Annotated in this window: 22 protein-coding genes and 1 pseudogene; 14 read left to right on the top strand and 9 right to left on the bottom strand. The window is 52.4% G+C overall.

Translation table 11 applies throughout. The features are described 5' to 3' along the window. Nucleotides 1-36: 36 nt before the first annotated feature. Both dkgA and yqhD read right to left on the bottom strand, forming a co-directional pair. Nucleotides 37-864 (bottom strand): 2,5-didehydrogluconate reductase DkgA, encoded by an 828-nt coding sequence (gene dkgA / locus GA0061070_RS14170; protein WP_090136732.1) that lies wholly within the window; start codon nucleotides 862-864, stop codon nucleotides 37-39. Between the two features lie 101 nt (nucleotides 865-965). Continuing rightward, entirely contained in the window at nucleotides 966-2,129 is a 1,164-nt protein-coding gene (gene yqhD / locus GA0061070_RS14175) for an alcohol dehydrogenase (protein WP_090136733.1), read from the bottom strand. A gap of 194 nt (nucleotides 2,130-2,323) precedes the next feature. Here yqhD and GA0061070_RS14180 point away from each other — a divergent pair, with 194 nt between their 5' ends. Next, complete coding sequence (locus GA0061070_RS14180; protein ID WP_090136734.1) at nucleotides 2,324-3,223, top strand: AraC family transcriptional regulator; 900 nt, start codon at nucleotides 2,324-2,326, stop codon at nucleotides 3,221-3,223. Nucleotides 3,224-3,255: 32 nt separating this feature from the next. On the opposite strand, the gene GA0061070_RS14185 is transcribed toward GA0061070_RS14180, so the two are convergent. Beyond that, entirely contained in the window at nucleotides 3,256-3,915 is a 660-nt protein-coding gene (locus GA0061070_RS14185; RefSeq protein WP_090136735.1) for a DedA family protein, read from the bottom strand. A gap of 116 nt (nucleotides 3,916-4,031) precedes the next feature. Then, nucleotides 4,032-5,219 (bottom strand): cystathionine beta-lyase, encoded by a 1,188-nt coding sequence (gene metC / locus GA0061070_RS14190; protein WP_090136736.1) that lies wholly within the window; start codon nucleotides 5,217-5,219, stop codon nucleotides 4,032-4,034. A 252-nt stretch (nucleotides 5,220-5,471) separates the two neighbouring features. On the opposite strand from metC, the gene exbB reads away from it, so the two are divergent. Then, complete coding sequence (gene exbB, locus GA0061070_RS14200) at nucleotides 5,472-6,203, top strand: tol-pal system-associated acyl-CoA thioesterase (protein WP_090136737.1); 732 nt, start codon at nucleotides 5,472-5,474, stop codon at nucleotides 6,201-6,203. Between the two features lie 6 nt (nucleotides 6,204-6,209). Then, the gene (gene exbD / locus GA0061070_RS14205; protein WP_090136738.1) at nucleotides 6,210-6,635 is read left to right on the top strand and encodes a TonB system transport protein ExbD; all 426 of its coding nucleotides are present in this window, start codon (nucleotides 6,210-6,212) and stop codon (nucleotides 6,633-6,635) included. An 83-nt stretch (nucleotides 6,636-6,718) separates the two neighbouring features. On the opposite strand, the gene GA0061070_RS14210 is transcribed toward exbD, so the two are convergent. After that, nucleotides 6,719-7,183: a cytoplasmic protein gene (locus GA0061070_RS14210; protein ID WP_090136739.1), complete on the bottom strand. Its 465-nt coding sequence runs from the start codon at nucleotides 7,181-7,183 to the stop codon at nucleotides 6,719-6,721. Continuing rightward, complete coding sequence (locus tag GA0061070_RS14215; RefSeq protein WP_090136740.1) at nucleotides 7,176-7,580, bottom strand: hypothetical protein; 405 nt, start codon at nucleotides 7,578-7,580, stop codon at nucleotides 7,176-7,178. Before GA0061070_RS14215 ends, GA0061070_RS14210 begins: the two co-directional genes overlap by 8 nt. 102 nt (nucleotides 7,581-7,682) lie before the next feature. Here GA0061070_RS14215 and GA0061070_RS14220 point away from each other — a divergent pair, with 102 nt between their 5' ends. Further along, nucleotides 7,683-8,189 (top strand): ESA_00282 family adhesion-associated protein, encoded by a 507-nt coding sequence (locus tag GA0061070_RS14220; RefSeq protein ID WP_090136741.1) that lies wholly within the window; start codon nucleotides 7,683-7,685, stop codon nucleotides 8,187-8,189. 91 nt (nucleotides 8,190-8,280) lie between these two features. On the opposite strand, the pseudogene GA0061070_RS14225 reads toward GA0061070_RS14220, so the two are convergent. Next, nucleotides 8,281-9,320 (bottom strand): annotated as a pseudogene (locus GA0061070_RS14225) (aldo/keto reductase). A 1,242-nt stretch (nucleotides 9,321-10,562) separates the two neighbouring features. On the opposite strand from GA0061070_RS14225, the gene GA0061070_RS14235 reads away from it, so the two are divergent. The 10 genes from GA0061070_RS14235 to hybG all read left to right on the top strand — a co-directional run bounded on the left by GA0061070_RS14235 (nucleotide 10,563) and on the right by hybG (nucleotide 19,322). Beyond that, a complete protein-coding gene (locus GA0061070_RS14235) occupies nucleotides 10,563-12,212 on the top strand; it encodes a methyl-accepting chemotaxis protein (protein WP_090136742.1) in 1,650 nt (549 codons plus the stop codon). 65 nt (nucleotides 12,213-12,277) lie between these two features. Beyond that, nucleotides 12,278-12,565 (top strand): DUF2623 family protein, encoded by a 288-nt coding sequence (locus GA0061070_RS14240; protein ID WP_090136743.1) that lies wholly within the window; start codon nucleotides 12,278-12,280, stop codon nucleotides 12,563-12,565. 240 nt (nucleotides 12,566-12,805) lie between these two features. Beyond that, complete coding sequence (hybO, locus tag GA0061070_RS14245; protein ID WP_090136744.1) at nucleotides 12,806-13,924, top strand: hydrogenase 2 small subunit; 1,119 nt, start codon at nucleotides 12,806-12,808, stop codon at nucleotides 13,922-13,924. Between the two features lie 2 nt (nucleotides 13,925-13,926). Then, a complete protein-coding gene (gene hybA, locus GA0061070_RS14250) occupies nucleotides 13,927-14,904 on the top strand; it encodes a hydrogenase 2 operon protein HybA (RefSeq protein WP_090136745.1) in 978 nt (325 codons plus the stop codon). Beyond that, complete coding sequence (gene hybB / locus GA0061070_RS14255; RefSeq protein WP_090136746.1) at nucleotides 14,894-16,066, top strand: Ni/Fe-hydrogenase cytochrome b subunit; 1,173 nt, start codon at nucleotides 14,894-14,896, stop codon at nucleotides 16,064-16,066. The genes hybA and hybB overlap by 11 nt, the downstream gene beginning before the upstream one ends. After that, nucleotides 16,063-17,766 (top strand): hydrogenase 2 large subunit, encoded by a 1,704-nt coding sequence (gene hybC / locus GA0061070_RS14260; RefSeq protein ID WP_090136747.1) that lies wholly within the window; start codon nucleotides 16,063-16,065, stop codon nucleotides 17,764-17,766. Before hybB ends, hybC begins: the two co-directional genes overlap by 4 nt. Continuing rightward, nucleotides 17,766-18,263: a HyaD/HybD family hydrogenase maturation endopeptidase gene (locus GA0061070_RS14265; RefSeq protein ID WP_090136748.1), complete on the top strand. Its 498-nt coding sequence runs from the start codon at nucleotides 17,766-17,768 to the stop codon at nucleotides 18,261-18,263. Before hybC ends, GA0061070_RS14265 begins: the two co-directional genes overlap by 1 nt. Then, entirely contained in the window at nucleotides 18,253-18,735 is a 483-nt protein-coding gene (gene hybE / locus GA0061070_RS14270) for a hydrogenase-2 assembly chaperone (RefSeq protein ID WP_090136749.1), read from the top strand. Before GA0061070_RS14265 ends, hybE begins: the two co-directional genes overlap by 11 nt. Continuing rightward, complete coding sequence (gene hypA, locus GA0061070_RS14275; protein WP_090136750.1) at nucleotides 18,728-19,066, top strand: hydrogenase maturation nickel metallochaperone HypA; 339 nt, start codon at nucleotides 18,728-18,730, stop codon at nucleotides 19,064-19,066. The genes hybE and hypA overlap by 8 nt, the downstream gene beginning before the upstream one ends. A gap of 7 nt (nucleotides 19,067-19,073) precedes the next feature. After that, nucleotides 19,074-19,322 (top strand): hydrogenase maturation factor HybG, encoded by a 249-nt coding sequence (gene hybG, locus GA0061070_RS14280; RefSeq protein ID WP_090136751.1) that lies wholly within the window; start codon nucleotides 19,074-19,076, stop codon nucleotides 19,320-19,322. 142 nt (nucleotides 19,323-19,464) lie between these two features. On the opposite strand, the gene yghU is transcribed toward hybG, so the two are convergent. Continuing rightward, nucleotides 19,465-20,328: a glutathione-dependent disulfide-bond oxidoreductase gene (gene yghU, locus GA0061070_RS14285; protein ID WP_090136752.1), complete on the bottom strand. Its 864-nt coding sequence runs from the start codon at nucleotides 20,326-20,328 to the stop codon at nucleotides 19,465-19,467. A gap of 63 nt (nucleotides 20,329-20,391) precedes the next feature. Then, complete coding sequence (locus GA0061070_RS14290) at nucleotides 20,392-20,949, bottom strand: DsbA family protein (RefSeq protein ID WP_090136753.1); 558 nt, start codon at nucleotides 20,947-20,949, stop codon at nucleotides 20,392-20,394. Nucleotides 20,950-21,214: the final 265 nt, after the last annotated feature.

Genomic DNA, 21,214 nt, shown 5'->3' on the forward strand with positions numbered 1-21,214 from the left:
ACGCCGGGTTTTGTTTATCTGTAACCGAATAAGACGTTAACCGCCGAACTGATCCGGATCCGGCCCCAGCCGTTTACCCTGTTCCAGTTTGGCGATTTCCGCCAGCTCATCTTTGTCCAGACGGAAATCCCAGACGTTGAAGTTCTCGGCAATACGCGCCGGGGTGACCGATTTCGGGATCACAATCAACCCGCTGTCGAGATGCCAGCGGATCACTACCTGCGCCGGTGTTTTGCCATATTTATCCGCCAGATCGCGGATAATTTTCTGATCAAACACTCCTTCGCCGCCCTGTGCCAGCGGGCTCCAGGATTCAGTCTGGATCCTGTGCGTGGCATTCCAGGCATGTAGCTGGCGCTGCTGCATCAGCGGGTGCAGTTCGATCTGGTTGATCACCGGCGTCACGCCAGTTTCATCGATGATCTTTTGCAGATGATGAACCTGGAAATTGCACACGCCGATGCTCTTCACCAGTCCCTGTTTTTGCAATTCGATCATACCCTTCCAGGCATCCACATAATGATCGATTGCCGGAACCGGCCAGTGCATCAGCCAGAGATCGATATAGTCGAGCTGAAGTTTTTTAAGGCTCTCCTGCAAGGCTTCTGCTGGCCGTTTCTGATCGTCGTTCCACAGTTTGGTGGTGATAAAGAGTTCATCGCGCGCCACGCCCGCACTGGCTAATGCTTTGCCAACGCCGTCTTCATTTTTGTAGGCCGTCGCGGTATCGATGGAGCGATAGCCCACTTCCAGCGCTTTATGAATGGCGGTTACCACTTCCTCGTTGCTTGCTTTCCACACGCCAAGGCCGAGCTGCGGCATCAGATTGCCATCGGAAAGCTTAATCACGGTGGGATGTGTCATGCATTTCTCCTTTCAATAGGCTTACCGGGACAGGCCCGGTAAGGTGGTTTGCATTAAGTGTGGTCGAAAAACCCGAAAACGGAAGCCCGGCTTTTCAGTGCTTAGCGAGCTGCTTCGTAGATACGACGGCTGACATCCAGCGTAATATCGTGATGTTCGCCAAGTTGTGTCATACCGTGTTCTTCCAGTTTTGCCAGAAGCGCCGGGATGGAGCTACCGTCAAGGCCATAGCCAGAAAGACGCGTCGGTACACCCATGTGTTCGAAGAAGTTGCGGGTGGCTTCGATTGCGGCATCAATGCGCTCATTTTCGGAACCTTTAGTGATATTCCATACGCGTTCCGCATATTGCAGCAGTTTTTCGCGTTTAGTTTCACGTTTTTCATTCCACAGTGCTGGCAGTACAATCGCCAGTGTTTGCGCGTGATCCAGCCCGTGCATTGCGGTCAGTTCATGGCCCAGCATATGAGTTGCCCAGTCCTGCGGTACGCCCGCACCAATCAGACCGTTCAGCGCCTGTGTCGCTGCCCACATCACATTGGCGCGAACATCGTAGTTTTCCGGTTCCTGCAATGCTTTCGGGCCTTCTTCGATAAGCGTCAGCAGAATGCCTTCGGCGAAACGATCCTGAATTTTGCCATTCACCGGCCAGGTGACGTACTGCTCAACAGTGTGTACGAACGCATCGATCACACCATTCGCCACCTGGCGCGGCGGCAGAGTGTAGGTATAAACCGGATCCAGCACGGCAAACACTGGCTGGACGAACGGCGAGTGGAATGCCTGCTTGTCGCCTGTGGCTTTACGTGAAACCACGGCACCGGCATTGGATTCAGAGCCGGTAGCGGGCAGTGTCAGCACAGAGCCCATCGGAATAGCGCTTTTGATTTCGCTACCACGGGTTTGCAGGATGTGCCACGGATCGATGCCGTCAGCATAGTTGGCGGCAGCCGCGATAAATTTGCTGCCGTCCAGCACAGAACCCCCGCCCACGGCCAGCAGGAAGGTAACGTTTTCTTCGCGGACGATTTTTACTGCTTTCATCAGGGTTTCGTACGTCGGGTTTGGCTCGATACCGCTGAATTCAAGAATGTCCAGCCCTTCAAGCGCGCTGTAAACCTGATCCAGTACGCCGTTTTTCTTCACGCTGCCGCCACCGTAAGTGATCAGCACGCGTGCGCCAGTTGGGATTTGCCCACGCAGGTCGGCAATCGCGCCTTTACCAAACAGAATGCGGGTCGGGGTATGCAGATTGAAGTTGTTCATTGCTCGTTCCCTTCTAACTAGAGGTGAAAAAAAGAGGCAGCGGACTGCCTGATGACGGTTATTGTGGGCGTGCGCGCCCACTCTCTCAATGCACATTCCTGCCGATGTCTTGCCTGTTTCTCCACGCGACTGGAGAAAAGGCACAAAACTCTGCACACTGTGCTCGTCAAAACGTCTTGCCGGAGCAGCGGAAAATGAAGCGTGAAGAGATTTGCCTGCAACTGACAGAAAAAATTAAACGACTGAAAATAAAAGAAAACCGTCTAACTGAGTTGTTACCGGATATTCGCCTGCTGTACGGTACGCAGCCGGGAACCCGCACGCCGGTGATGTACCAGCCCGGGATCGTTTTTCTCTTTTCCGGCCATAAAATTGGTTATATCAATGAAAGGGTGTTCCGTTATGACACCAATGAATATTTGCTGCTGACGGTTCCGCTGCCGTTTGAGTGCGAAACGTTTGCTACCCCGGAGGTTCCATTGGCGGGGTTACGCTTAAATGTTGATATCCTGCAATTGCAGGAGCTGCTGATGGATATTGGTGAAGATGAATATTTCCATCCTGGCGCTGCGGCCAGCGGTATCAACTCGGCGGTGCTGTCGGAGGAGATCCTCTGCGCGGCAGAACGTTTGCTGGATGTGATGGAGCATCCGCTGGATGCCCGTATTCTCGGTAAGCAGATTATCCGCGAAATGCTGTACCACGTGCTGACCGGGCCGCGCGGCGAAGCACTGCTGGCGTTGGTCAGTCGTCAGACGCATTTCAGCCTGATCAGCCGTGTGCTGAAACGTATTGAAAGCCAGTACACGGAAAATCTCAGCGTGGATCAATTGGCGGCGGAAGCCAACATGAGCGTCTCTGCGTTTCACCACAACTTTAAGTCAGTTACCAGCACGTCGCCGTTGCAGTATTTGAAAACGTTCCGCTTGCACAAAGCGCGGATGCTGATGGTGCATGACGGGATGAAAGCCAGCGCGGCGGCAATGCGCGTAGGGTATGAAAGTCCGTCGCAATTCAGCCGAGAATTTAAGCGTTATTTCGGCCTGACACCGGGGGAAGATGTGGCAAGGATCCGCCTGATACAGGGCGCGTGATTTTCCCTCTCCTGGAGCGGAGAGGGAGAGAATCAGGCGCTGCAATACTTTTTCTTCAGCACCACGGTGACCGCGCCGACAAGGCCAACCACCAGCAGGAACAGCGGCAACAGCATCAGGAAGGTCATCACCTGATCTTCATGACGTTTGACGAAAGGGATCATGCTGATGGCATAGCCCAGCGACATCACCACGCCAACCCACAGCAACGCGCTCAGCCAGTTAAATAACTGGAAGCGGCGGTTCGACAGACCGGAAATGCCCGCCATGGTCGGTAGCAGCGTGCGCACAAACGCAAGAAAGCGTCCAGCCAGCAGCGCCAGCAGGCCATGACGGTCAAACATATAAGTCGCCCGTTCGTGATACTTCACTGGCAGATGTGACAGCCAGCTCTTCACCACCCGCGTATTGCCGAGCCATTTCCCTTGCAAATAACTCAGCCAGCAGCCGAGGCTGGCAGCCGTGGTGAGGAGCGCGATGGTGGAGATGAAATCCATGCAGCCACGCGCAACCAATGCACCAGCGAGCAGTAAAAGGCTGTCGCCTGGTAAAAATGAGGCAGGAAGCAAGCCGTTTTCTAAAAACAACGTGGCAAACATCACCAAATAAACGACACCGACAACATGTGGATTTGCCAGCGCAGCAAAGTCGTGATGCCAGAGCGCCGCAATAATATCTTGAATAACAGCCATGGACTTTCCTGTGGTACTGCGTAGAAGAGGCTATTGTACTCCAACTCGCCTGAAACACCTTGATCCGGGGCGCAAGAAATAAGAAATTTCCTGCCTTGCAGCCCCGGACGTCAGGTTTACACGATGCGTTGGAAGCCTGCTACTAAATCTTCGATCAGATCATCAACATTCTCTAAACCGATATGCAGGCGGATTAATGTTCCGCTGAAATCGATGCCGCCATCCGGGCGAATCGCAGCGAGCTGTTCTGGTTGGTTCGCCAGAATCAGGGATTCATAGCCGCCCCATGAATAGGCCATGCTGAACAGTTTGAAGTGGTCGAGATACTGCGATAGCTCTTCGTTGCTCAGTCGTTTATTCAGCACAAACGAGAACAGACCACTGCTGCCCGTAAAATCGCGTTTCCAGTATTCATGCCCTTTACTGCCAGGCAGCGCGGGGTGGTTAACGCGCGCCACTTGCGGATGCGTTGCCAGCCATTCGGCAATCTTCAGACTGCTTTCATGATGCTGGCGCAAACGGACGCCCAGCGTGCGCAGGCCCCGGCTGGTCATATAGGCGGTGTCGGCATCAACCATTTGTCCCATCAGGTAGGCATTTTCACGCAATTGTTCCCAACAACGTGCATTGGATACCGCTGTGCCTATCATGCCGTCGGAGTGACCAATCAGATATTTTGTGGCGGCCTGAATGGAGATATCAATATCGAATTCCAGCGCCTTAAACAGGATCCCCGCCGCCCAGGTGTTATCAATCATGATAATTGCCTCCGGCGCGACGCTTCTTACCGCCTGAACGATGGCCGGAACGTCATGGACTTCCATGGTGATTGAGCCGGGAGATTCGAGAAACACCACTTTGGTGTTGGGCTGGATCAGCCTGACGATACTGGCGCCAATCAGCGGGTCAAACCAACTGGTGGTAACGCCCAGTTTGGCGAGAATTTTGGTGCAGAAATCCTGGCTTGGCTCGTAGGCTGTGTTGGTCATCAACACATGATCGCCCTGTTCGACGAACGCCAGAATGGTGTTGGCTACTGCCGCCGCTCCGCAGGGGAAGAGCGCACAGCCCGCACCGCCTTCAAGTTCGCACATCGCTTCCTGTAATGAAAAGTGCGTCAGCGTACCGCGGCGGCCATAAAACAATTCGCCATTGGCGCGATTGCGTGTAGCATATTTTTTGGCTTCAACCGTGTCGAATACCAGTGAAGATGCGCGCTGGATAACGCTGTTCACCGAACCCTGCGTGTATTTTTTACTGCGCCCTGCGTTTACCAGAGCGGTATCTATATGCTTCGCCGTCATTGTTGCTCAACCTGTTTTTATACGTCTGGATGTCCAGACTACCACGATTGCGCGTTGATGCATCGCCATGTTGGCGGCAGAGCGTTAATTTTTTCTCATTCCTTGTCTTGCGTAGCGGTTTACTGTGTTAGCGCAAAGAAACAGGCCTCTCTTTACGGCACTACGCAAATAGTAATGAGAACCACTATCAATTCGGTGGTGTTTTGATATTATTACGCGCAGATTTTATGATTTGCATCCCGGAGATATACAGTGGGTAATAATTTGATGCAGACGGATCTATCCGTGTGGGGTATGTATCACCATGCTGACATCGTCGTAAAGGTTGTGATGATCGGCCTGATTCTCGCGTCAGTCGTTACATGGGCGCTGTTCTTCAGTAAAAGCGTGGAGATGATCTCGCAGCAGCGCCGTCTTAAGCGCGAGCAGCAAAAACTGGTTGCAGCGCGTTCTTTGGATCAGGCCAGCGAAATTGCTGCTTCTTTCCACGCCAGAAGTCTGAGTCTGTCATTAATTAATGAAGCCCAGAATGAACTGGAGCTATCCGCAGGCAGTGAAGACAACGAAGGCATTAAAGAGCGTACCGGTTTTCGCCTCGAACGCCGTGTCGCGGCGACAGGTCGCCATATGGGGCGCGGTAACGGCTACCTTGCGACGATTGGCGCCATTTCACCGTTTATCGGTCTGTTTGGTACGGTATGGGGCATCATGAACAGCTTTATTGGTATTGCGCAGACACAGACCACCAACCTTGCTGTTGTGGCGCCGGGTATCGCAGAAGCGCTGCTGGCAACGGCTATCGGCCTGGTCGCGGCAATTCCTGCGGTGGTGATTTATAACGTCTTTGCCCGCATGATTGGCAGTTACAAAGCCACGCTTGGCGACGTTGCCGCGCAGGTTCTGTTGCTTCAAAGTCGCGATCTCGACCTGGCCGCCAGCAATACTCAGCCGGTTCGCGCCGCTTCGAAATTACGTTTAGGTTGATGCTCCATGGCAATGCGTCTTAATGAAAACCTGGATGATAACGGCGAAATGCATGAAATCAACGTGACGCCGTTTATCGACGTTATGTTGGTGCTGCTGATTATCTTTATGGTGGCCGCGCCGCTTGCCACCGTTGATGTAAAAGTGAATCTTCCAGCCTCTACCAGCCAGCCGCAGCCTCGCCCTGAAAAACCGGTCTATCTGTCGGTAAAAGCTGATAACACCATGTTCATTGGTAACGATCCGGTAACCGACGAGACGATGATTAACCAGCTTAATGCCGTGACGGAAGGTAAAAAGGACACCACAATCTTTTTCCGTGCGGATAAAACCGTGGATTACGAGACGATGATGAAAGTGATGGATGCCCTGCATCAGGCGGGTTATCTCAAAATCGGTCTGGTCGGCGAAGAGACGGTTAAAGCACACTAAATACGGTGCTAATAAGTGATAAGAGTTGGCAAACGCCAGCTCTTTTATGTCTGAGACATTAGCAGTATAAAAAAGTGGCGCACTTACTTTAATTTTGTGCCTGCGGTTTTTTCTTGCTTCTCCGGCGCGGTTTTTGGGGTTTCTGGCTCTGGCGCGACGGTGGAGACCGTCGTTGTATGGTATTCACCGTCGCTGAGTTTGCGGCTCAGGCGCAACGTCGCGGTTTCCCGCGCCAGTAGATGCTGGTAGTGAGCCTCCAGCCGACCCATAATTTTGTCACGTAGTTCCGGCTTTAGCTCGATGATGGCGTTGATTACCGCACCGTAAATTTCTTCTTTCACCTGTAACGGGTAGATTTCACGGCGGTTCTGCCATTTCAGGCGCACAAGCGCCGCAGGAATGGAAACCAACTCGTGGGCAATACGGGCGATGGTTTCATTTTTACTGAGTATCAGAGCCTCTTTATTTTGCTCTAAGATAAATTCATCGCTATTTTTGTCGGCTAAAGTTAAATAAATATTATTATCGACATCACTCACGTTATTCATCCCCAAGCTTATAAAATAGTGGCCCGTCCTTTTCGCGAGTAATCAGGTTAAGCCAAATCACATTCCCGTTTTCATTAATTTGCTGCGTTTTTTCGGTAATTATCTGACTTAATGTTTGAGGTTCAATCTCGCCCTCTTCCTGTAACTCATTAAGCAGACGAGCGAATGTCTCGATTTTTACCACCCGTAACAGACGATCTTTTATTTGGCGATCGTGCTCTTCAAGTAACATATTTCTTGACTGCCCACCACGGCTGGCATTAGCTAATATATCGTTGGCATGATCGGCGAGGGTTGTTTTCCCCTGAGCTAAATTAGCTTCTGTTCCTTCTTCTCCAGGGTTGGTTTCAGCAGTAGCAATATGAAATCGTGCCGGGACAAGATTCTCGGGAAGCATTTCTAATATCCTTTAATATCAACAAGGAAGAGGTGACGCAGGCGTGAGGTTCGTTGACAATATCACGGCACACTTTTAAAATCAAAAAAAAGGAGCCTGCTCATGAACAGTGTTTTTTATTCTGTTATTGCTATATTGCTGCTGACGGGCGGCGTACTTTTATTGATGCGTGAGCACAATAAAAAAACTCCCCTTAGTGAAATTGACAATCGCCCCCCGCAGTATCAGCCATTGTCGAAAGAAGAAGGCGAAGATCATTTTTCGTTATTAATGAACGCGATTACTCCGGTATGGTACTGGCGTGTCAACCATGAATATATTGATTTTCTTCATGCGACAATTAAACGTATGAACATGGCGGAATTAAATAGCACACCGGGTTTATTTGAAGCACAGCGTCGCTGTAGCGATCTCAACTCAGCGGTGTACAAGTATTATGACAACATAAAAAAACGTTGTGTCAACGGTGAAAAAGTCGCGCAGTCCGATCTGGACGTCCTCAATCTACGCCAATGTTTTCGCGAGTTCAGTATGGAAGCCTATCCGGCGCTGGTGGTGTTGGTCTGGCCTGAGAATCAACGGCCGTGGGTGAACCCGGAGGATGTGTAACCCCGGCTGGTTGTATCACTGATTCTGCGAGAGAAAGCGAAAGCCTCAAGAGGGCTGAAAGCCGGGTAAGCAACGCTACCCGGCTTTTTTGTTACTTATCTGACGATGCCTGCCAAAGATTCAATTCACCGTCGGCTACATGCTGATCGATTTGCGCCAGTTCTTTTTCACTGAACATCAGGTTATTCAGCGCCAGTACGTTCTCTTCGAGCTGCTCCGGACGGCTTGCACCAATCAGCGCGGAGGTAACGCGCTGATCTTTCAATAGCCAGCTCAACGCCATTTGCGCCATCGACTGCCCGCGATGTTGCGCCATCTCATTGAGCAACCGCAGGCTGTTGAGATTGCTCTCCGTCAGCATTTTCTCCGTTAAACCGCGTACTTTCTTGCCTTCACGCTGCATACGCGAACCTTCCGGAATGCCGCTCAGGTATTTGCCGGTCAGCAGCCCCTGCGCCAGCGGAGTAAAGGCGATACATCCCACGCCGTTATCTTCCAGCGTATCGAGCAAGCCAGTTTTGTCGACCCAGCGGTTCAGCAGGTTGTACGAAGGCTGATGGATAAGCAGCGGGATCTTCCACTCGCGCAGCAACGCTGCCATCTGTTGTGTACGTTCAGTGGAGTAAGAAGAGATGCCGACATATAGTGCTTTACCGCTTTGCACCGCCTGGGCGAGCGCAAAGCGGTCTCTTCCATCGGCGTTTTTTCATCTACGCGGTGTGAGTAAAAGATATCCACGTACGCAACGCCCATGCGTTTCAGGCTCTGATCGAGGCTGGCCAGCAGATATTTACGCGATCCGCCGGAACCATACGGGCCAGGCCACATATCGTAACCAGCCTTGGTGGAGATAATGATTTCGTCGCGATAAGCCGCGAAATCATCGCGCAACAGGCGACCAAAATTCTCTTCCGCGCTGCCTGCCGGCGGCCCGTAGTTGTTGGCTAAATCAAAGTGGGTAATGCCAAGGTCAAACGCTTTACGCAGCAGAGCACGTTGCAAATCCCGCGCCTGCCCATGACCAAAGCTGTGCCACAAACCGAGGGAAAGTGCGGGCAGTTGCAGGCCACTTTTACCGCAGTATCGATATTGCATCTGTTTGTAGCGATTCGGATTGGCGAAACCGGGCATGATGTCTCCTTTCTTATCTGGCTTTTATATGAAAATCGAAACAGCGTTTTTATCTTACGTCCGTTTTCTGTGTATCAAAAGGGCGTCAGCTGTAACAAAAAGTCGATCCCACAAAACCGATGAATGGCTTCTTTGCCGCCATTGAGTTTCTGCAAAAGCATCCGGATGTCACTGGCAAAGTAGAGACCACCAGTGTTTGCTACGGCGGCGGAACTGGTCTGGCAATGGTCCCAGTATGGTTTAAAAAACATCTGCATTGCGTGGATCTTTCCCGAAAAAAGAGCAGAAAATCGCCAGTGGAGGAATGTATTGTGAATAATAAATTGCTTATGATTATTCGTAGGAAAATGAATTATTGCAGACTTTTATGCCGTCAGACGGCGAAAAACAGATTCTGTATAGATAATGGCGCATTTTTATTATCCGTTCGCAAGTAAAACTGCGCTATTAATTTACGTTAGGTGTTGCCATTCTTCTGAGAAAATTCCTGGATAAACGTCTGAGAAAAATCTTCCGAGCGAAACGCCAGTGAGAGATCGAAAATAGAATGGATGCAGCGCTGAATATAAGCCTTGTTCTCACTGCGGCTGTAACCGGGCGTATGAGAGAATTCGCAGATTCACAGCTGTATCGTTGCAGGTCAGTGTTTATGCGGCCTACGGCGATATGTCCGCGCCAGTAAGTGCGAAAAACATCACAGCGGTCAGTGTAATAAATAATCCGTTAACCGTACTTAAAATAAGTTTTATATACCTTAAGCGTCATTTTTATTCGTTATAAAAAACATGCTGAATTATCTAATGTGTTCTTTGGTTGCGTGTTTTTATTCATTTTTTTTTAACTTTTTTAGAGTTATTATTCTAAGTTTTTGCAACATTTAATCGTGTCTTTTCTATATATTGTTAAGTGGTGATGTTTTTGCGCATTATTTATCATGGGTTTTTGAAGTATTAACGCTTGAAATATTTAGTGAATTAATATTTATTTTTTTATTTTAAAAAACAATTACTTATGTAATGCCTCTGGAAAGAAATACCATGATGGTAACGATAATTAATAACCCAGTGATGAAATGGGATAACATTCTGTACGGCTACGATGCAGGTTGACGAAAAAACATAAGGGTGAAATTTTTTTATCATTTTTTTCAGCTTTACCATGCAGAATTTCCTTGTCCATGCCGATAACGAAGATAAGTCTTGCCCGCAGGCGAGAGTGTACCTTCACCGCAAGGATAATATTATGAGTATGCTTCGTAACTTTACTATACGAGCCGTTATGCTGGCGATCCTCGGGATTTTCGGTGTGCTGTGGTCAGGCGTTGGCTTGTATAGCGTTTTTTCTTTGTCAAAGGTGGCCGATGGCAATGAGGTAGATCGCCAGTTAGTGTCACAGATGACTCTGCTTAGCCAGGGCAATGATCAGTACTTTCGGTTTGTGACTCGTCTCAGTCGCGCAATGGAAGCCAAAGCTGCGGGTGGCTCGCCGGATATGGCGCCCGTTCAACAGGCGCTGGACAATATGGCCCGTTATCTGGCGGCGTTTAAAGCGATTTCACCAGGGCCGATAGATGCGAAAATCTCTGAGCAAGTGATCAATAACTGGCAGGCGCTGCTGGAGCAGGGCATCACGCCACAATTTCAACTGGCTCAGCAGGGAACGCCAGACGCTTATCGCCAGCAAGCAAATAATGTCACGCCGGGTTTAAGCCGCAACTTTGGCGCATCGGCCGAAAGCTTTAATAAAGCTGCGGGTGATATGCTCGATCAGACTCGCGTTGTCGTCGATAGCCGGACGAGAAGTACCCGCGTGGCAATTATTGTAGCGATGGTGATTGGCCTGTTGATCCTGCTCTTTACCGATCGCTATCTGGTCGCCATGCTGGTGCGCCCGCTGGAGCGTATCCGCGCGCATTTCATGCTGATGGCGCAGGGCGATCTCAGCCAGCCGCTGGAAGGTTTTGGTCGTAACTGCGTTGGCAAAGTCGTGCCGCTGTTGCTGGCAATGCAGGATAGCCTGCGTGAAGCGGTTAGCAGTATCCGTCACGGCAGTGAAAATATCTGGCGCGGGGCGAGTGAGATCTCTTCCGGCAATAATGATCTCTCTTCCCGTACCGAAGAGCAGGCCGCCGCGCTGGAGCAAACGGCAGCCAGCATGGAAGAGCTGACTTCAACGGTCAAACTGAATGCTGATAATGCCAGCCAGGCCAGCCAACTGGCGGAAGTGGCTTCAGCCACTGCCAGCAAAGGCGGTGCGCTGGTTAAAGATGTCATCAGTACGATGGATGGTATTTCCGGTAGCTCGAAGAAAATTGCTGAGATCACCACTGTGATTAACAGCATTGCTTTCCAGACAAACATTCTGGCGTTGAACGCTGCGGTTGAAGCGGCGCGCGCGGGTGAGCAAGGGCGTGGCTTTGCCGTCGTCGCCGGGGAAGTCCGTAATCTTGCCAGCCGTAGTGCCGGCGCGGCGAAAGAAATCGAAACGCTGATTGCCGATTCAGTCAGCCGCGTTGAGAAAGGGGCGCGACTGGTTAATGACACCGGCAGCACCATGGAAAGTATCCTGCGGGCCGTGACCGAAGTAACCACCATTATGAAAGAAATTGCCTCGGCCTCTGCAGAACAGAGTAAAGGCATCTCTCAGGTGGGCGTCGCGATCAGCCAGATGGATAGCGTCACGCAGCAGAACGCCTCGCTGGTAGAGCAGATCTCTGCGGCAGCGGAGGCGCTGGAACGCCAGACAGAAGAGCTGCAACGCTCTGTTCAGCAGTTCCGTCTTTCCAGCAACGAGCAGAATACCCCGGCAACAACCACGCTGGTGAAACCGGATTTGTCGCGTAAAACCACCTCTAAATCTGCTGCATCGCCGGACGAATGGGTGGCATTTTAATCAGCGCTATCGCCCCTGCAATATATCGTTATATAATTATTTATATAACGATTAGGGTGATAACGATGGAAAACCACTTTGGTAAGGGTTTAATGGCCGGGCTGAATGCGGCGCAGGCGGATAGCGCCAGCAATGTGGCGCATTTCTGCCCGGACTATAAACGGGGTTTTGTCCTTGGATTTTCGCACCGCATGTTTGAAAAGACAGGCGATCGACAACTCAGCGCGTGGGAAGCAGGAATTCTCACTCGCCGCTACGGGCTGGATAAAGAGATGATGATGGACTTTTTTCGCGAGAGTCACTCCAGTACGGTGATCCGATTTTTTATGGCGGGATACCGCCTCGGAACATAACAATACGCTTCGCTCAATATGTAGTTCTCTTTTGTGAAGGTCGCTTTTGTCGGGTGACTTTCATTTTTTTTGTTCATTTGTGCCCTAATATCCCTACAATAAGTCCGTGTAATGTAATCTGCGTCTCATTTTTGCATAATACCCATGATTTTTATGTGCTTAATTGTCGGAGCGATCGCAGCACTCTTCTTCCTGTTGGATGGAGAATATTCTTAGTTCGGGCTGAGGAATAAAAAATAAATGGCAGGAGATAATTTACATTTAGCATCGCAGGGTGTGAGTCGTCGTGATTTTATGAAGCTGTGCGCCGCGCTGGCGGCCACGATGGGGCTGAGCGGCAAGGCGGCCGCAGAGATGGCGGAAGCCATCAGCCATCCGCAACGTCCTCCAGTTATCTGGATTGGTGCACAGGAGTGCACCGGATGTACTGAATCGCTGCTTCGCGCTACTCATCCCACCGTTGAAAACCTTGTGCTGGAAACCATTTCGCTGGAGTACCACGAAGTGCTTTCCGCCGCGTTCGGGCATCAGGCTGAAGAGAACAAACACCATGCTCTGGAGCAGTATAAAGGCCAGTACGTGCTGGTGGTTGACGGCTCTATTCCGATGAAAGATGGTGGCATTTACTGCATGGTGGCCGGCGAGCCTATTGTTGACCATATTCGTAAGGCGGCAGAAAACGCAGCCGCCATTATCGCGATCGGTTCCTGCTCCTCCTGGGGTGGTGTGGCTGCGGCAGGGGTGAATCCCACCGGTGCAGTCAGTTTGCAGGCAGTGTTGCCAGGGAAAACGGTGATTAATATTCCTGGCTGTCCGCCGAACCCACAAAATTTTCTCGCCACCGTGGCGCATCTCATCACCTTTGGCAAACCCCCTGCGCTGGACAGCAAAAACCGGCCTTCTTTTGCCTACGGGCGTTTGATTCACGAAAACTGCGAGCGACGCCCGCACTTCGATGCCGGGCGTTTTGCGAAAGAGTTCGGCGATGCCGGGCACCGGCAGGGCTGGTGTCTTTATCACCTCGGTTGTAAAGGCCCGGAAACCTGGGGCAACTGCTCTACATTACAGTTCTGCGATGTCGGCGGCGCATGGCCAGTTGCTATTGGTCACCCTTGTTACGGCTGTAATGAAGAAGGCGTTGGCTTTCACAAAGGTATTTCTCAGCTTGCTCATGTCGAAAATCCGACACCTCGCGCTGAAAAACCCGACGTACAACTGAAAGAGGGCGGCACGGTGTCGGCAACGGCTGTCGGCCTGTTGGGTGGCGTAGTCGGTCTGGTGGCGGGCGTTGGCGTGATGACGGTGCGCGAGCTGGGACGGCAACAGAAGAAAAACGACGCTGATTCGCAGGGAGAATAGCCGTGAACAGACGTGATTTTCTCAAAGTGGCGTCCGGCGGGGCGCTGCTGATGGGGGGATCGTCCACCGGTTTTGCCGCTGCGCAAAACCGGCCGCCGATCCCAGGAGCGCTGGGCATGTTATATGACTCTACGCTCTGTGTCGGCTGCCAGGCCTGTGTCTCACGTTGCCAGGCGATCAACTCGCCGGTGCCTAATCCGCAGGGTGAACAAACCTGGTCGAACAACGACAAACTCTCTCCGTATACCAACAACATTATTCAGGTCTGGCACAGCGGTAACGGGCAAAACAAAGACCAGGCCGAAAATGGCTATGCCTACATCAAAAAGCAGTGCATGCACTGCGTGGATGCTAATTGCGTGTCGGTCTGCCCGGTACAGGCGCTGACGAAAGACGCCGTCACTGGCATCGTTCATTACAACCCGGATGTTTGTACCGGCTGCCGTTACTGTATGGTCGCTTGTCCTTTCGACGTGCCGAAATATGATTACGACAACCCGTTCGGCCAGATCCACAAATGCCAGCTCTGTAATCAGAAAGGCGTCGGGCGTCTTGATAAAGGCGAGCTTCCCGGCTGTGTGGAAGTTTGTCCGGCAGGGGCGGTGATCTACGGCACCCGCGAGGAGTTACTGGCCGAAGCAAAAAAACGCCTCACGCTGAAGCCGGGTTCCGAATATCGCTATCCCCGCCAGACGTTGCACGCCGATGATGTTTACCTTCACGATGTCCCGCATTACTACCCGCATTTGTACGGCGAGAAAGAGGGCGGTGGCACGCAGGTGCTGGTATTGACAGGTGTGCCTTACACGGATCTCGGTTTACCAGCGCTGGACTCTCTGGCTACTGGCGCGCGATCCGAACACGTTCAGCATACGGTGTACAAAGGCATGATGTTGCCGCTGGCGGTGCTGGCAGGTCTGACAGCGCTGGTACGGCGTAATACAAGGGAGCACCACGAGGAGGATGACCATGAGTCATGATCCACAAGCCATGGGCGGTAAGCTGCTGAGCAAACCCGTGCTTCTGTTCGCCCCGTTGGTCGTGCTGTGCGCGATCTTTATTCTCAAGCGTCTGATCTTCGGTCTGGGATCGGTCTCCGATCTGAATGGCGGATATCCGTGGGGGATCTGGATCGCTTTCGACCTGCTGATCGGCACCGGTTTCGCCTGCGGTGGCTGGGCGCTGGCGTGGGCGGTCTATGTCTTCAATCGTGGCGATTATCATCCGCTGGTGCGTCCGGCGCTGCTGTGTAGCCTATTCGGTTACTCGCTGGGCGGGCTATCCATCACTATTGACGTTGGTCGTTACTGGAATCTGCCGTATTTCTATATTCCCGGATACTTCAACGTCAATTCGGTGCTGTTCGAAACGGCCGTCTGTATGACCATCTATATTGGCGTAATGGCGCTGGAATTCGCGCCTGCACTGCTGGAAAGACTGGGCTGGAAGGTTTCGCTGCGTCGTCTGAACAAGGTGATGTTTTTTATCATCGCCCTTGGCGCACTGTTGCCGACAATGCACCAGTCATCGATGGGATCGCTGATGATTGCTGCCGGATACAAAGTCTATCCGCTGTGGCAAAGCTACGAAATGCTGCCGCTCTTCTCACTGCTGACCGCTTTTATTATGGGCTTTTCAATCGTTATCTTTGAAGGCTCCTTAATGCAGGCCAGCCTGCGGGGTAACGGCCCGGATGAGAAGCGCCTGTTCAATAAACTGATGGGCGTGCTAAGCGTCTTGCTGGCACTGTTCCTGCTGCTGCGCGTCGGGGAGATCAGCTGGCGCGGCAAGTGGCATTACGCGTTCGCGGGGGATTTTTACAGCCTGATATTCTGGCTGGAGCTGGCACTGCTGGCCTTCCCGCTGCTGGCGCTGCGCGTTTCCCGCTGGCGCAACGATTCCCGCGTTCTGTTCCTGGCCGCTCTCAGCATGCTGTTAGGCTGCGCGCTGTGGCGGCTCTCTTATTCGCTGCTGGCCTTCAATCCCGGCAACGGATACGGCTACTTCCCGACCGGGGAAGAGTTGATGATCTCTATTGGTTTTGTGGCAATTGAAGTCTGTGCATACATCTTACTCATACGTCTGTTGCCGATTATTCCTCCGTTAAAAACACCTGCGCGACATGAGGCGAGTGAAGCATGAGTCAACGTATCACCATCGATCCGGTGACCCGTATTGAGGGTCATTTACGCATTGATTGCGAAATTGAAAACGGCGTCGTATCAAAGGCCTGGTCATCGGGAACCATGTGGCGCGGAATGGAAGAGATTGTGAAGGGGCGCGATCCGCGCGATGCCTGGATCATCATGCAGCGTATTTGTGGCGTTTGTACCACCATTCACGCTATCACCTCGGTGCGGGCAGTCGAAAGTGCGCTGAAGGTCAATGTGCCGCTGAATGCGCAGTACATCCGCAACATCATTCTTGCCGCACACTCGATCCACGATCATATCGTCCATTTTTATCAGCTCTCGGCGCTCGACTGGGTGGATATCACCTCGGCATTGCAGGCCGATCCGGCAAAAGCAGCCGCGCTGCTGAAAGGGATCTCCGACTGGCCGCTGAACAGTGAAGGCGAGTTCAAAGCAGTGCAGGATAAGATCAAAGCGCTGGTCGCCAGCGGTCAGTTGGGTATTTTTGCCAACGGTTACTGGGGACACCCGGCAATGAAGTTACCGCCGGAAGTGAACCTGATAGCTGTCGCACACTACCTGCAAGCGTTGGAGTGTCAGCGCGACGCTAACCGCATCGTGGCGCTGCTCGGCGGCAAGTCGCCGCATATCCAGAACCTGGCAGTCGGCGGTGTCGCCAACCCGATCAACCTCGACGGCCTTGAAGTGCTGAACCTTGAACGTCTGATGTACCTGAAGTCGTTTATCGATCGCCTGGAGGGTTTTATTGAGCAGGTTTACAAAGTTGATACCGCCGTCATTGCCGCGTTTTACCCCGAGTGGTTGTCGCTTGGCAAAGGCGCGGTGAATTACCTCAGTACGCCGGAATTTCCCACCGATGCCAACAACGGCAGCTTCCTGTTCCCTGGCGGGTATATCGAAAATGCCGATCTCAGTACCTTCCGGGCGATCACGACGGGTGACGATCCCTTTATGGTGAAAGGGATCCAGGAGAGTTCTAAACACGCATGGTACAAAGATGAGGCGCCGCAGGCACCGTGGCAGGGCACGACATTGCCGCAGTACACAGGCTGGCAGGAAGAGGGCAAATATTCCTGGGTGAAATCGCCCACTTTTTACGGCAAAACGGTGGAAGTTGGTCCGTTAGCTAATATGCTCTGCAAACTGGCGGCGAAACACGAAACTACGGCGACTAAGCTAAATGACATTGTCGCTATCTACCAGAAACTGACCGGCAAAACGATCGGCGTAGCGCAGCTACATTCAACTCTGGGACGTATTATTGGCCGCACCGTTCACGCCTGCGAACTACACGGCGTGTTGCAAAATCAGTATCAGGCGTTGATCGATAATATCGGCAAAGGCGACATGCAGACCTATGCGAAAACCGACATTCCGCAGAGCGGCGAATTTAAAGGTGTCGGCTTTCTGGAAGCGCCGCGCGGCATGCTCTCCCACTGGGTGGTGATCAAAGACGGTAAAATCGAGAACTATCAGGCAGTTGTGCCATCGACCTGGAATGCCGGGCCGCGCAACTTTAATGATGATGCCGGGCCCTACGAACTGTCGCTGGTGGGTACGCCAGTTGCGGACGTGCAAAAACCGCTGGAAGTGGTGCGCACCGTGCATTCGTTCGATCCCTGCATGTCCTGCGCGGTGCATGTGCTGGATGCGGACGGCAACGATGTTGTGTCGGTAAAGGTGCTGTAATGTCGATTTTAGTACTGGGCGTCGGCAACATTTTATTGACTGACGAAGCGATTGGCGTACGGGTTGTGGAGGCGCTGGCGCAGCGCTTCCATCTGCCGGAAGAGGTTGAAGTGCTGGATGGCGGTACCGCCGGAATGGAACTGCTCGACGCGATGGCTAACCGCGATCATCTGATTATTACCGACGCGATCGTCAGCCGGAAAAGCGAGCCAGGAAAGGTCATTATCCTGCGCGACGACGAAGTGCCGACGCTGTTCAGCAATAAAATTTCTCCGCACCAGTTGGGGCTGGCGGACGTACTGTCCGCGCTGCGTTTTACCGGTGAGTTTCCGGCGAAACTCACGCTGATTGGCGTTACGCCAGCCTCGCTGGAGCCGCATATCGGCATGACGCCGGTGGTGGAAGCCAGCCTTGATAGCGCGCTGGCGGCGGTGATTGATGCGTTGGCTGAATCCGACGTTGTGCTGACGCCACGGGAGGCTGCTCATGCACAATGATGAATTGCCAGGATTTGACGTTTCGCCGCACCGCGAAGTTCAGCATGCTTTTAAGACGATTGCCGCCCATGAGATGCAAGGGTTGCCGTTCGTGCATCCGCAAATGGAAGTGTATACCACGCCGTTTACTCTGTTTGAAAACCAGTGGCTTGGCTGTGTTTTGACGCCGTGGATGCTGAGTTTGCAAATCTATCCTGGCCCGCAGCAATGCTGGCCGGTGCGGCGCGTCAGCGAGCGGCTGGGGTTACAATTACCCTATGGCGAGATGACCTTTACCGTGGGTGAATTACCGGCGCTGGGGCAGTACCTGAGTTGCTCTTTGATGTCGCCGCTAACGCCCGATCTCAACCCGCAGCAGGGCGTACAACTGGCGGATAACTGCTTGAAGATGGCGCTTTCGCTACCGGTCACGGATGCCAGCGTAAGCCGCCGCGCATTGCTGTTCGGCCAGCGAGGCGCGCAGCATGCATGAGTTATCGCTGTGCCAGAATACGGTGGAAATTATCGAACAGCAGGCGAAGCAGCACGGTGCGCAGCGTGTGACCGGCGTCTGGCTGGAAATCGGCGCACTAGCCTGTATTGAAGAGAGCGCTCTGCGTTTTGGTTTCGATATTGCCTGTCGCGATACGCTGGCACAGGGCTGTGCGCTGCATATCATCCATAAACCCGCGCAAGCGTGGTGCTGGAACTGTAGTGCGTCGGTAGAGATCACCCGGCACGACGAATGTCCGCGCTGTCACCGCCCGACGTTGCATATTGAGCACAGCGACGGCGTGCAGATCAAAAGTATTGAAGTGGAGTAAGGCAACGATGTGTATAGGCGTACCGGGCCAGGTGGTGGCTGTTGGCGAAGATTTTCATCAACTGGCGCAGGTCGATGTGTGTGGTGTGCGTCGGGACGTCAATATTGCGCTGGTGTGCGAAGAATCGCCGCGCCAATTGCTTGGACAATGGGTGCTGGTGCATGTTGGTTTTGCCATGAGCATTATTGACGAGCAGGAGGCGCTGGTGACGCTCGCGGCGCTTAGACAAATGGAGAGCGACGAGCTGGCGCGTTAGGGCGTATGTTCCGGCCGGTTCAATAGTGGTGTCTGGCCAATCGCCGGTATCTAAGACTCTGGTTGTGTTTGCCGCGAAAAAACAGCAGAGGGTCGCGGGAGCGGGATAAGAAACCGGGCGGCATTCCGCCCGGTGAGGAAGATTAGGCGTTGCGTTTATCTTCAGTCTGCATATCGAAATCGCTGGCGTCATGGCGTTCGTGTAACTGCTCGTTCGGCGCGCCGAACGTACGGTTAACAATGCGACCGCGTTTCACTGCCGGGCGGGCGAAAATCTCCTGTGCCCAGCGTTGCACATTTTTGTAGCTGCTGGCATCGAGAAATTCGGCGGCGTCATAGACATTGCCAAGCACCACGTTGCCGTACCATGGCCAAATCGCCATATCAGCAATGGTGTACTCATCACCCGCGATGAATTTATGGTTGGCCAGTTGTTTATCCAGCACGTCCAACTGGCGTTTGGCTTCCATGGTAAAGCGGTTGATTGCGTACTCAATTTTAACCGGCGCATAGTTGTAGAAATGGCCAAAGCCGCCGCCGAGGAACGGTGCAGAGCCCTGTAACCAGAACAACCAGTTCAGCGTTTCCGTACGTCCTGCCAGATCTTTTGGCAGGAAGTGGCCGAATTTCTCTGCCAGATACAGCAGGATTGCGCCGGATTCAAACACGCGCGTCGGCGGTGTAGTGCTGTGATCGCGCAGCGCCGGGATTTTGGAGTTCGGGTTGACTTCGACAAAACCGCTGGAGAATTGATCCCCTTCGCCGATACGAATCAACCAGGCGTCGTACTCTGCTTCGCTAACCCCTTTTGCCAGCAATTCTTCCAGCATGATCGTGACTTTCTGACCATTCGGCGTGCCGAGCGAATAGAGCTGGAGCGGGTGTTTGCCCACTGGCAGTGTTTTATCGTGCGTCGGGCCGGAAACCGGGCGGTTGATATTAGCGAAAGCGCCGCCGCCGGATTTATCCCACGTCCAGACCTTCGGTGGCTGATAGTTGTCTGACATTTTGGTCCGCCTTTTCGTTGATATGTTGAAGTTCAGGTTAAGTGAGTATAGGTGGTCGTGGGTTCAGGCAAGAATGCGCTGCGCCCAGACGCTGATGTCATCACCGCTGCCAAGATCGGCCTGCACCAGCCCATTAACCATAAAGGTTGGGGATACATGAATGCCGTTCTGACGCGCGTATTTACAGTGCCATTTGATTTCGGTTTGCAACTCCGGGCGGGCAAAAGCGTCTGCAAGTTGCACGCCGCTGTAATTTTCAATGCGTTCAATAATCTGCTGCGGTGTGGCGTCCATATTCGGACCGCTGCAATGATCCGTAAATTCAAACTCTTCACGATGATCGGCAACCGCACGCAGCACTTTATGCGCCGCGTTTTTACCATCGGGCAGCGTTGAAGCTGCGAGGATGCAGCGCACAATCACACCAGAGAAGAGATGCCAGGGCTGTGATTGCAGGCGAATTTTGACCGTCACGTTCTCTTCGCCAACGGCTTCTAACAGCGCTTCCTGCTTGTTAAACGTCCGGACGGAGAAGGGGCAGGTGGGTTCGATAAAGATCTCGAAAGTCCGGTTGCCGTGGCCCCAGCTTAGCGGTGCGGCATGTAAAGGTTGTTGGCTCATGGTCACTCCTGCTGTTTTTTCATTTTGTGAGAATGTGAGAGTAGCAGCATGCCGCAGGAGCGGGGAATTCGCTTGGCGTCAGATGCGGTTATCGTGCGCTGTTCGATGGCTGTAGCATTTTCAAATATGAATGCTATTAATGATAAGAAATAAATACTACTGTAATGCATATAATTAATTTTTAATAGATGACTTAAATAATATTTAATTTAATAAATCCACCTTAACGTAAATTCACAGGGTGGTTGATCAATCTTTGCTTATT

The organism is Kosakonia oryziphila, assembly GCF_900094795.1.
Classification (GTDB): domain Bacteria; phylum Pseudomonadota; class Gammaproteobacteria; order Enterobacterales; family Enterobacteriaceae; genus Kosakonia; species Kosakonia oryziphila.

Excerpts from the sequence above, each read along its gene's own strand:
- GA0061070_RS14265 (WP_090136748.1), top strand. The coding sequence starts at position 17,766 with ATGTCGATTTTAGTACTGGGCGTCGGCAACATTTTATTGACTGACGAA.
- GA0061070_RS14180 (WP_090136734.1), top strand. The coding sequence starts at position 2,324 with ATGAAGCGTGAAGAGATTTGCCTGCAACTGACAGAAAAAATTAAACGA.
- hybO (WP_090136744.1), top strand. The coding sequence starts at position 12,806 with ATGGCAGGAGATAATTTACATTTAGCATCGCAGGGTGTGAGTCGTCGT.
- GA0061070_RS14185 (WP_090136735.1), bottom strand. The coding sequence starts at position 3,915 with ATGGCTGTTATTCAAGATATTATTGCGGCGCTCTGGCATCACGACTTT.
- hypA (WP_090136750.1), top strand. The coding sequence starts at position 18,728 with ATGCATGAGTTATCGCTGTGCCAGAATACGGTGGAAATTATCGAACAG.
- yghU (WP_090136752.1), bottom strand. The coding sequence starts at position 20,328 with ATGTCAGACAACTATCAGCCACCGAAGGTCTGGACGTGGGATAAATCC.
- exbD (WP_090136738.1), top strand. The coding sequence starts at position 6,210 with ATGGCAATGCGTCTTAATGAAAACCTGGATGATAACGGCGAAATGCAT.
- metC (WP_090136736.1), bottom strand. The coding sequence starts at position 5,219 with ATGACGGCGAAGCATATAGATACCGCTCTGGTAAACGCAGGGCGCAGT.
- hybG (WP_090136751.1), top strand. The coding sequence starts at position 19,074 with ATGTGTATAGGCGTACCGGGCCAGGTGGTGGCTGTTGGCGAAGATTTT.
- GA0061070_RS14220 (WP_090136741.1), top strand. The coding sequence starts at position 7,683 with ATGAACAGTGTTTTTTATTCTGTTATTGCTATATTGCTGCTGACGGGC.
- hybC (WP_090136747.1), top strand. The coding sequence starts at position 16,063 with ATGAGTCAACGTATCACCATCGATCCGGTGACCCGTATTGAGGGTCAT.
- hybE (WP_090136749.1), top strand. The coding sequence starts at position 18,253 with ATGCACAATGATGAATTGCCAGGATTTGACGTTTCGCCGCACCGCGAA.
- hybB (WP_090136746.1), top strand. The coding sequence starts at position 14,894 with ATGAGTCATGATCCACAAGCCATGGGCGGTAAGCTGCTGAGCAAACCC.
- GA0061070_RS14290 (WP_090136753.1), bottom strand. The coding sequence starts at position 20,949 with ATGAGCCAACAACCTTTACATGCCGCACCGCTAAGCTGGGGCCACGGC.
- yqhD (WP_090136733.1), bottom strand. The coding sequence starts at position 2,129 with ATGAACAACTTCAATCTGCATACCCCGACCCGCATTCTGTTTGGTAAA.
- GA0061070_RS14240 (WP_090136743.1), top strand. The coding sequence starts at position 12,278 with ATGGAAAACCACTTTGGTAAGGGTTTAATGGCCGGGCTGAATGCGGCG.
- GA0061070_RS14235 (WP_090136742.1), top strand. The coding sequence starts at position 10,563 with ATGAGTATGCTTCGTAACTTTACTATACGAGCCGTTATGCTGGCGATC.
- dkgA (WP_090136732.1), bottom strand. The coding sequence starts at position 864 with ATGACACATCCCACCGTGATTAAGCTTTCCGATGGCAATCTGATGCCG.
- GA0061070_RS14215 (WP_090136740.1), bottom strand. The coding sequence starts at position 7,580 with ATGCTTCCCGAGAATCTTGTCCCGGCACGATTTCATATTGCTACTGCT.
- GA0061070_RS14210 (WP_090136739.1), bottom strand. The coding sequence starts at position 7,183 with ATGAATAACGTGAGTGATGTCGATAATAATATTTATTTAACTTTAGCC.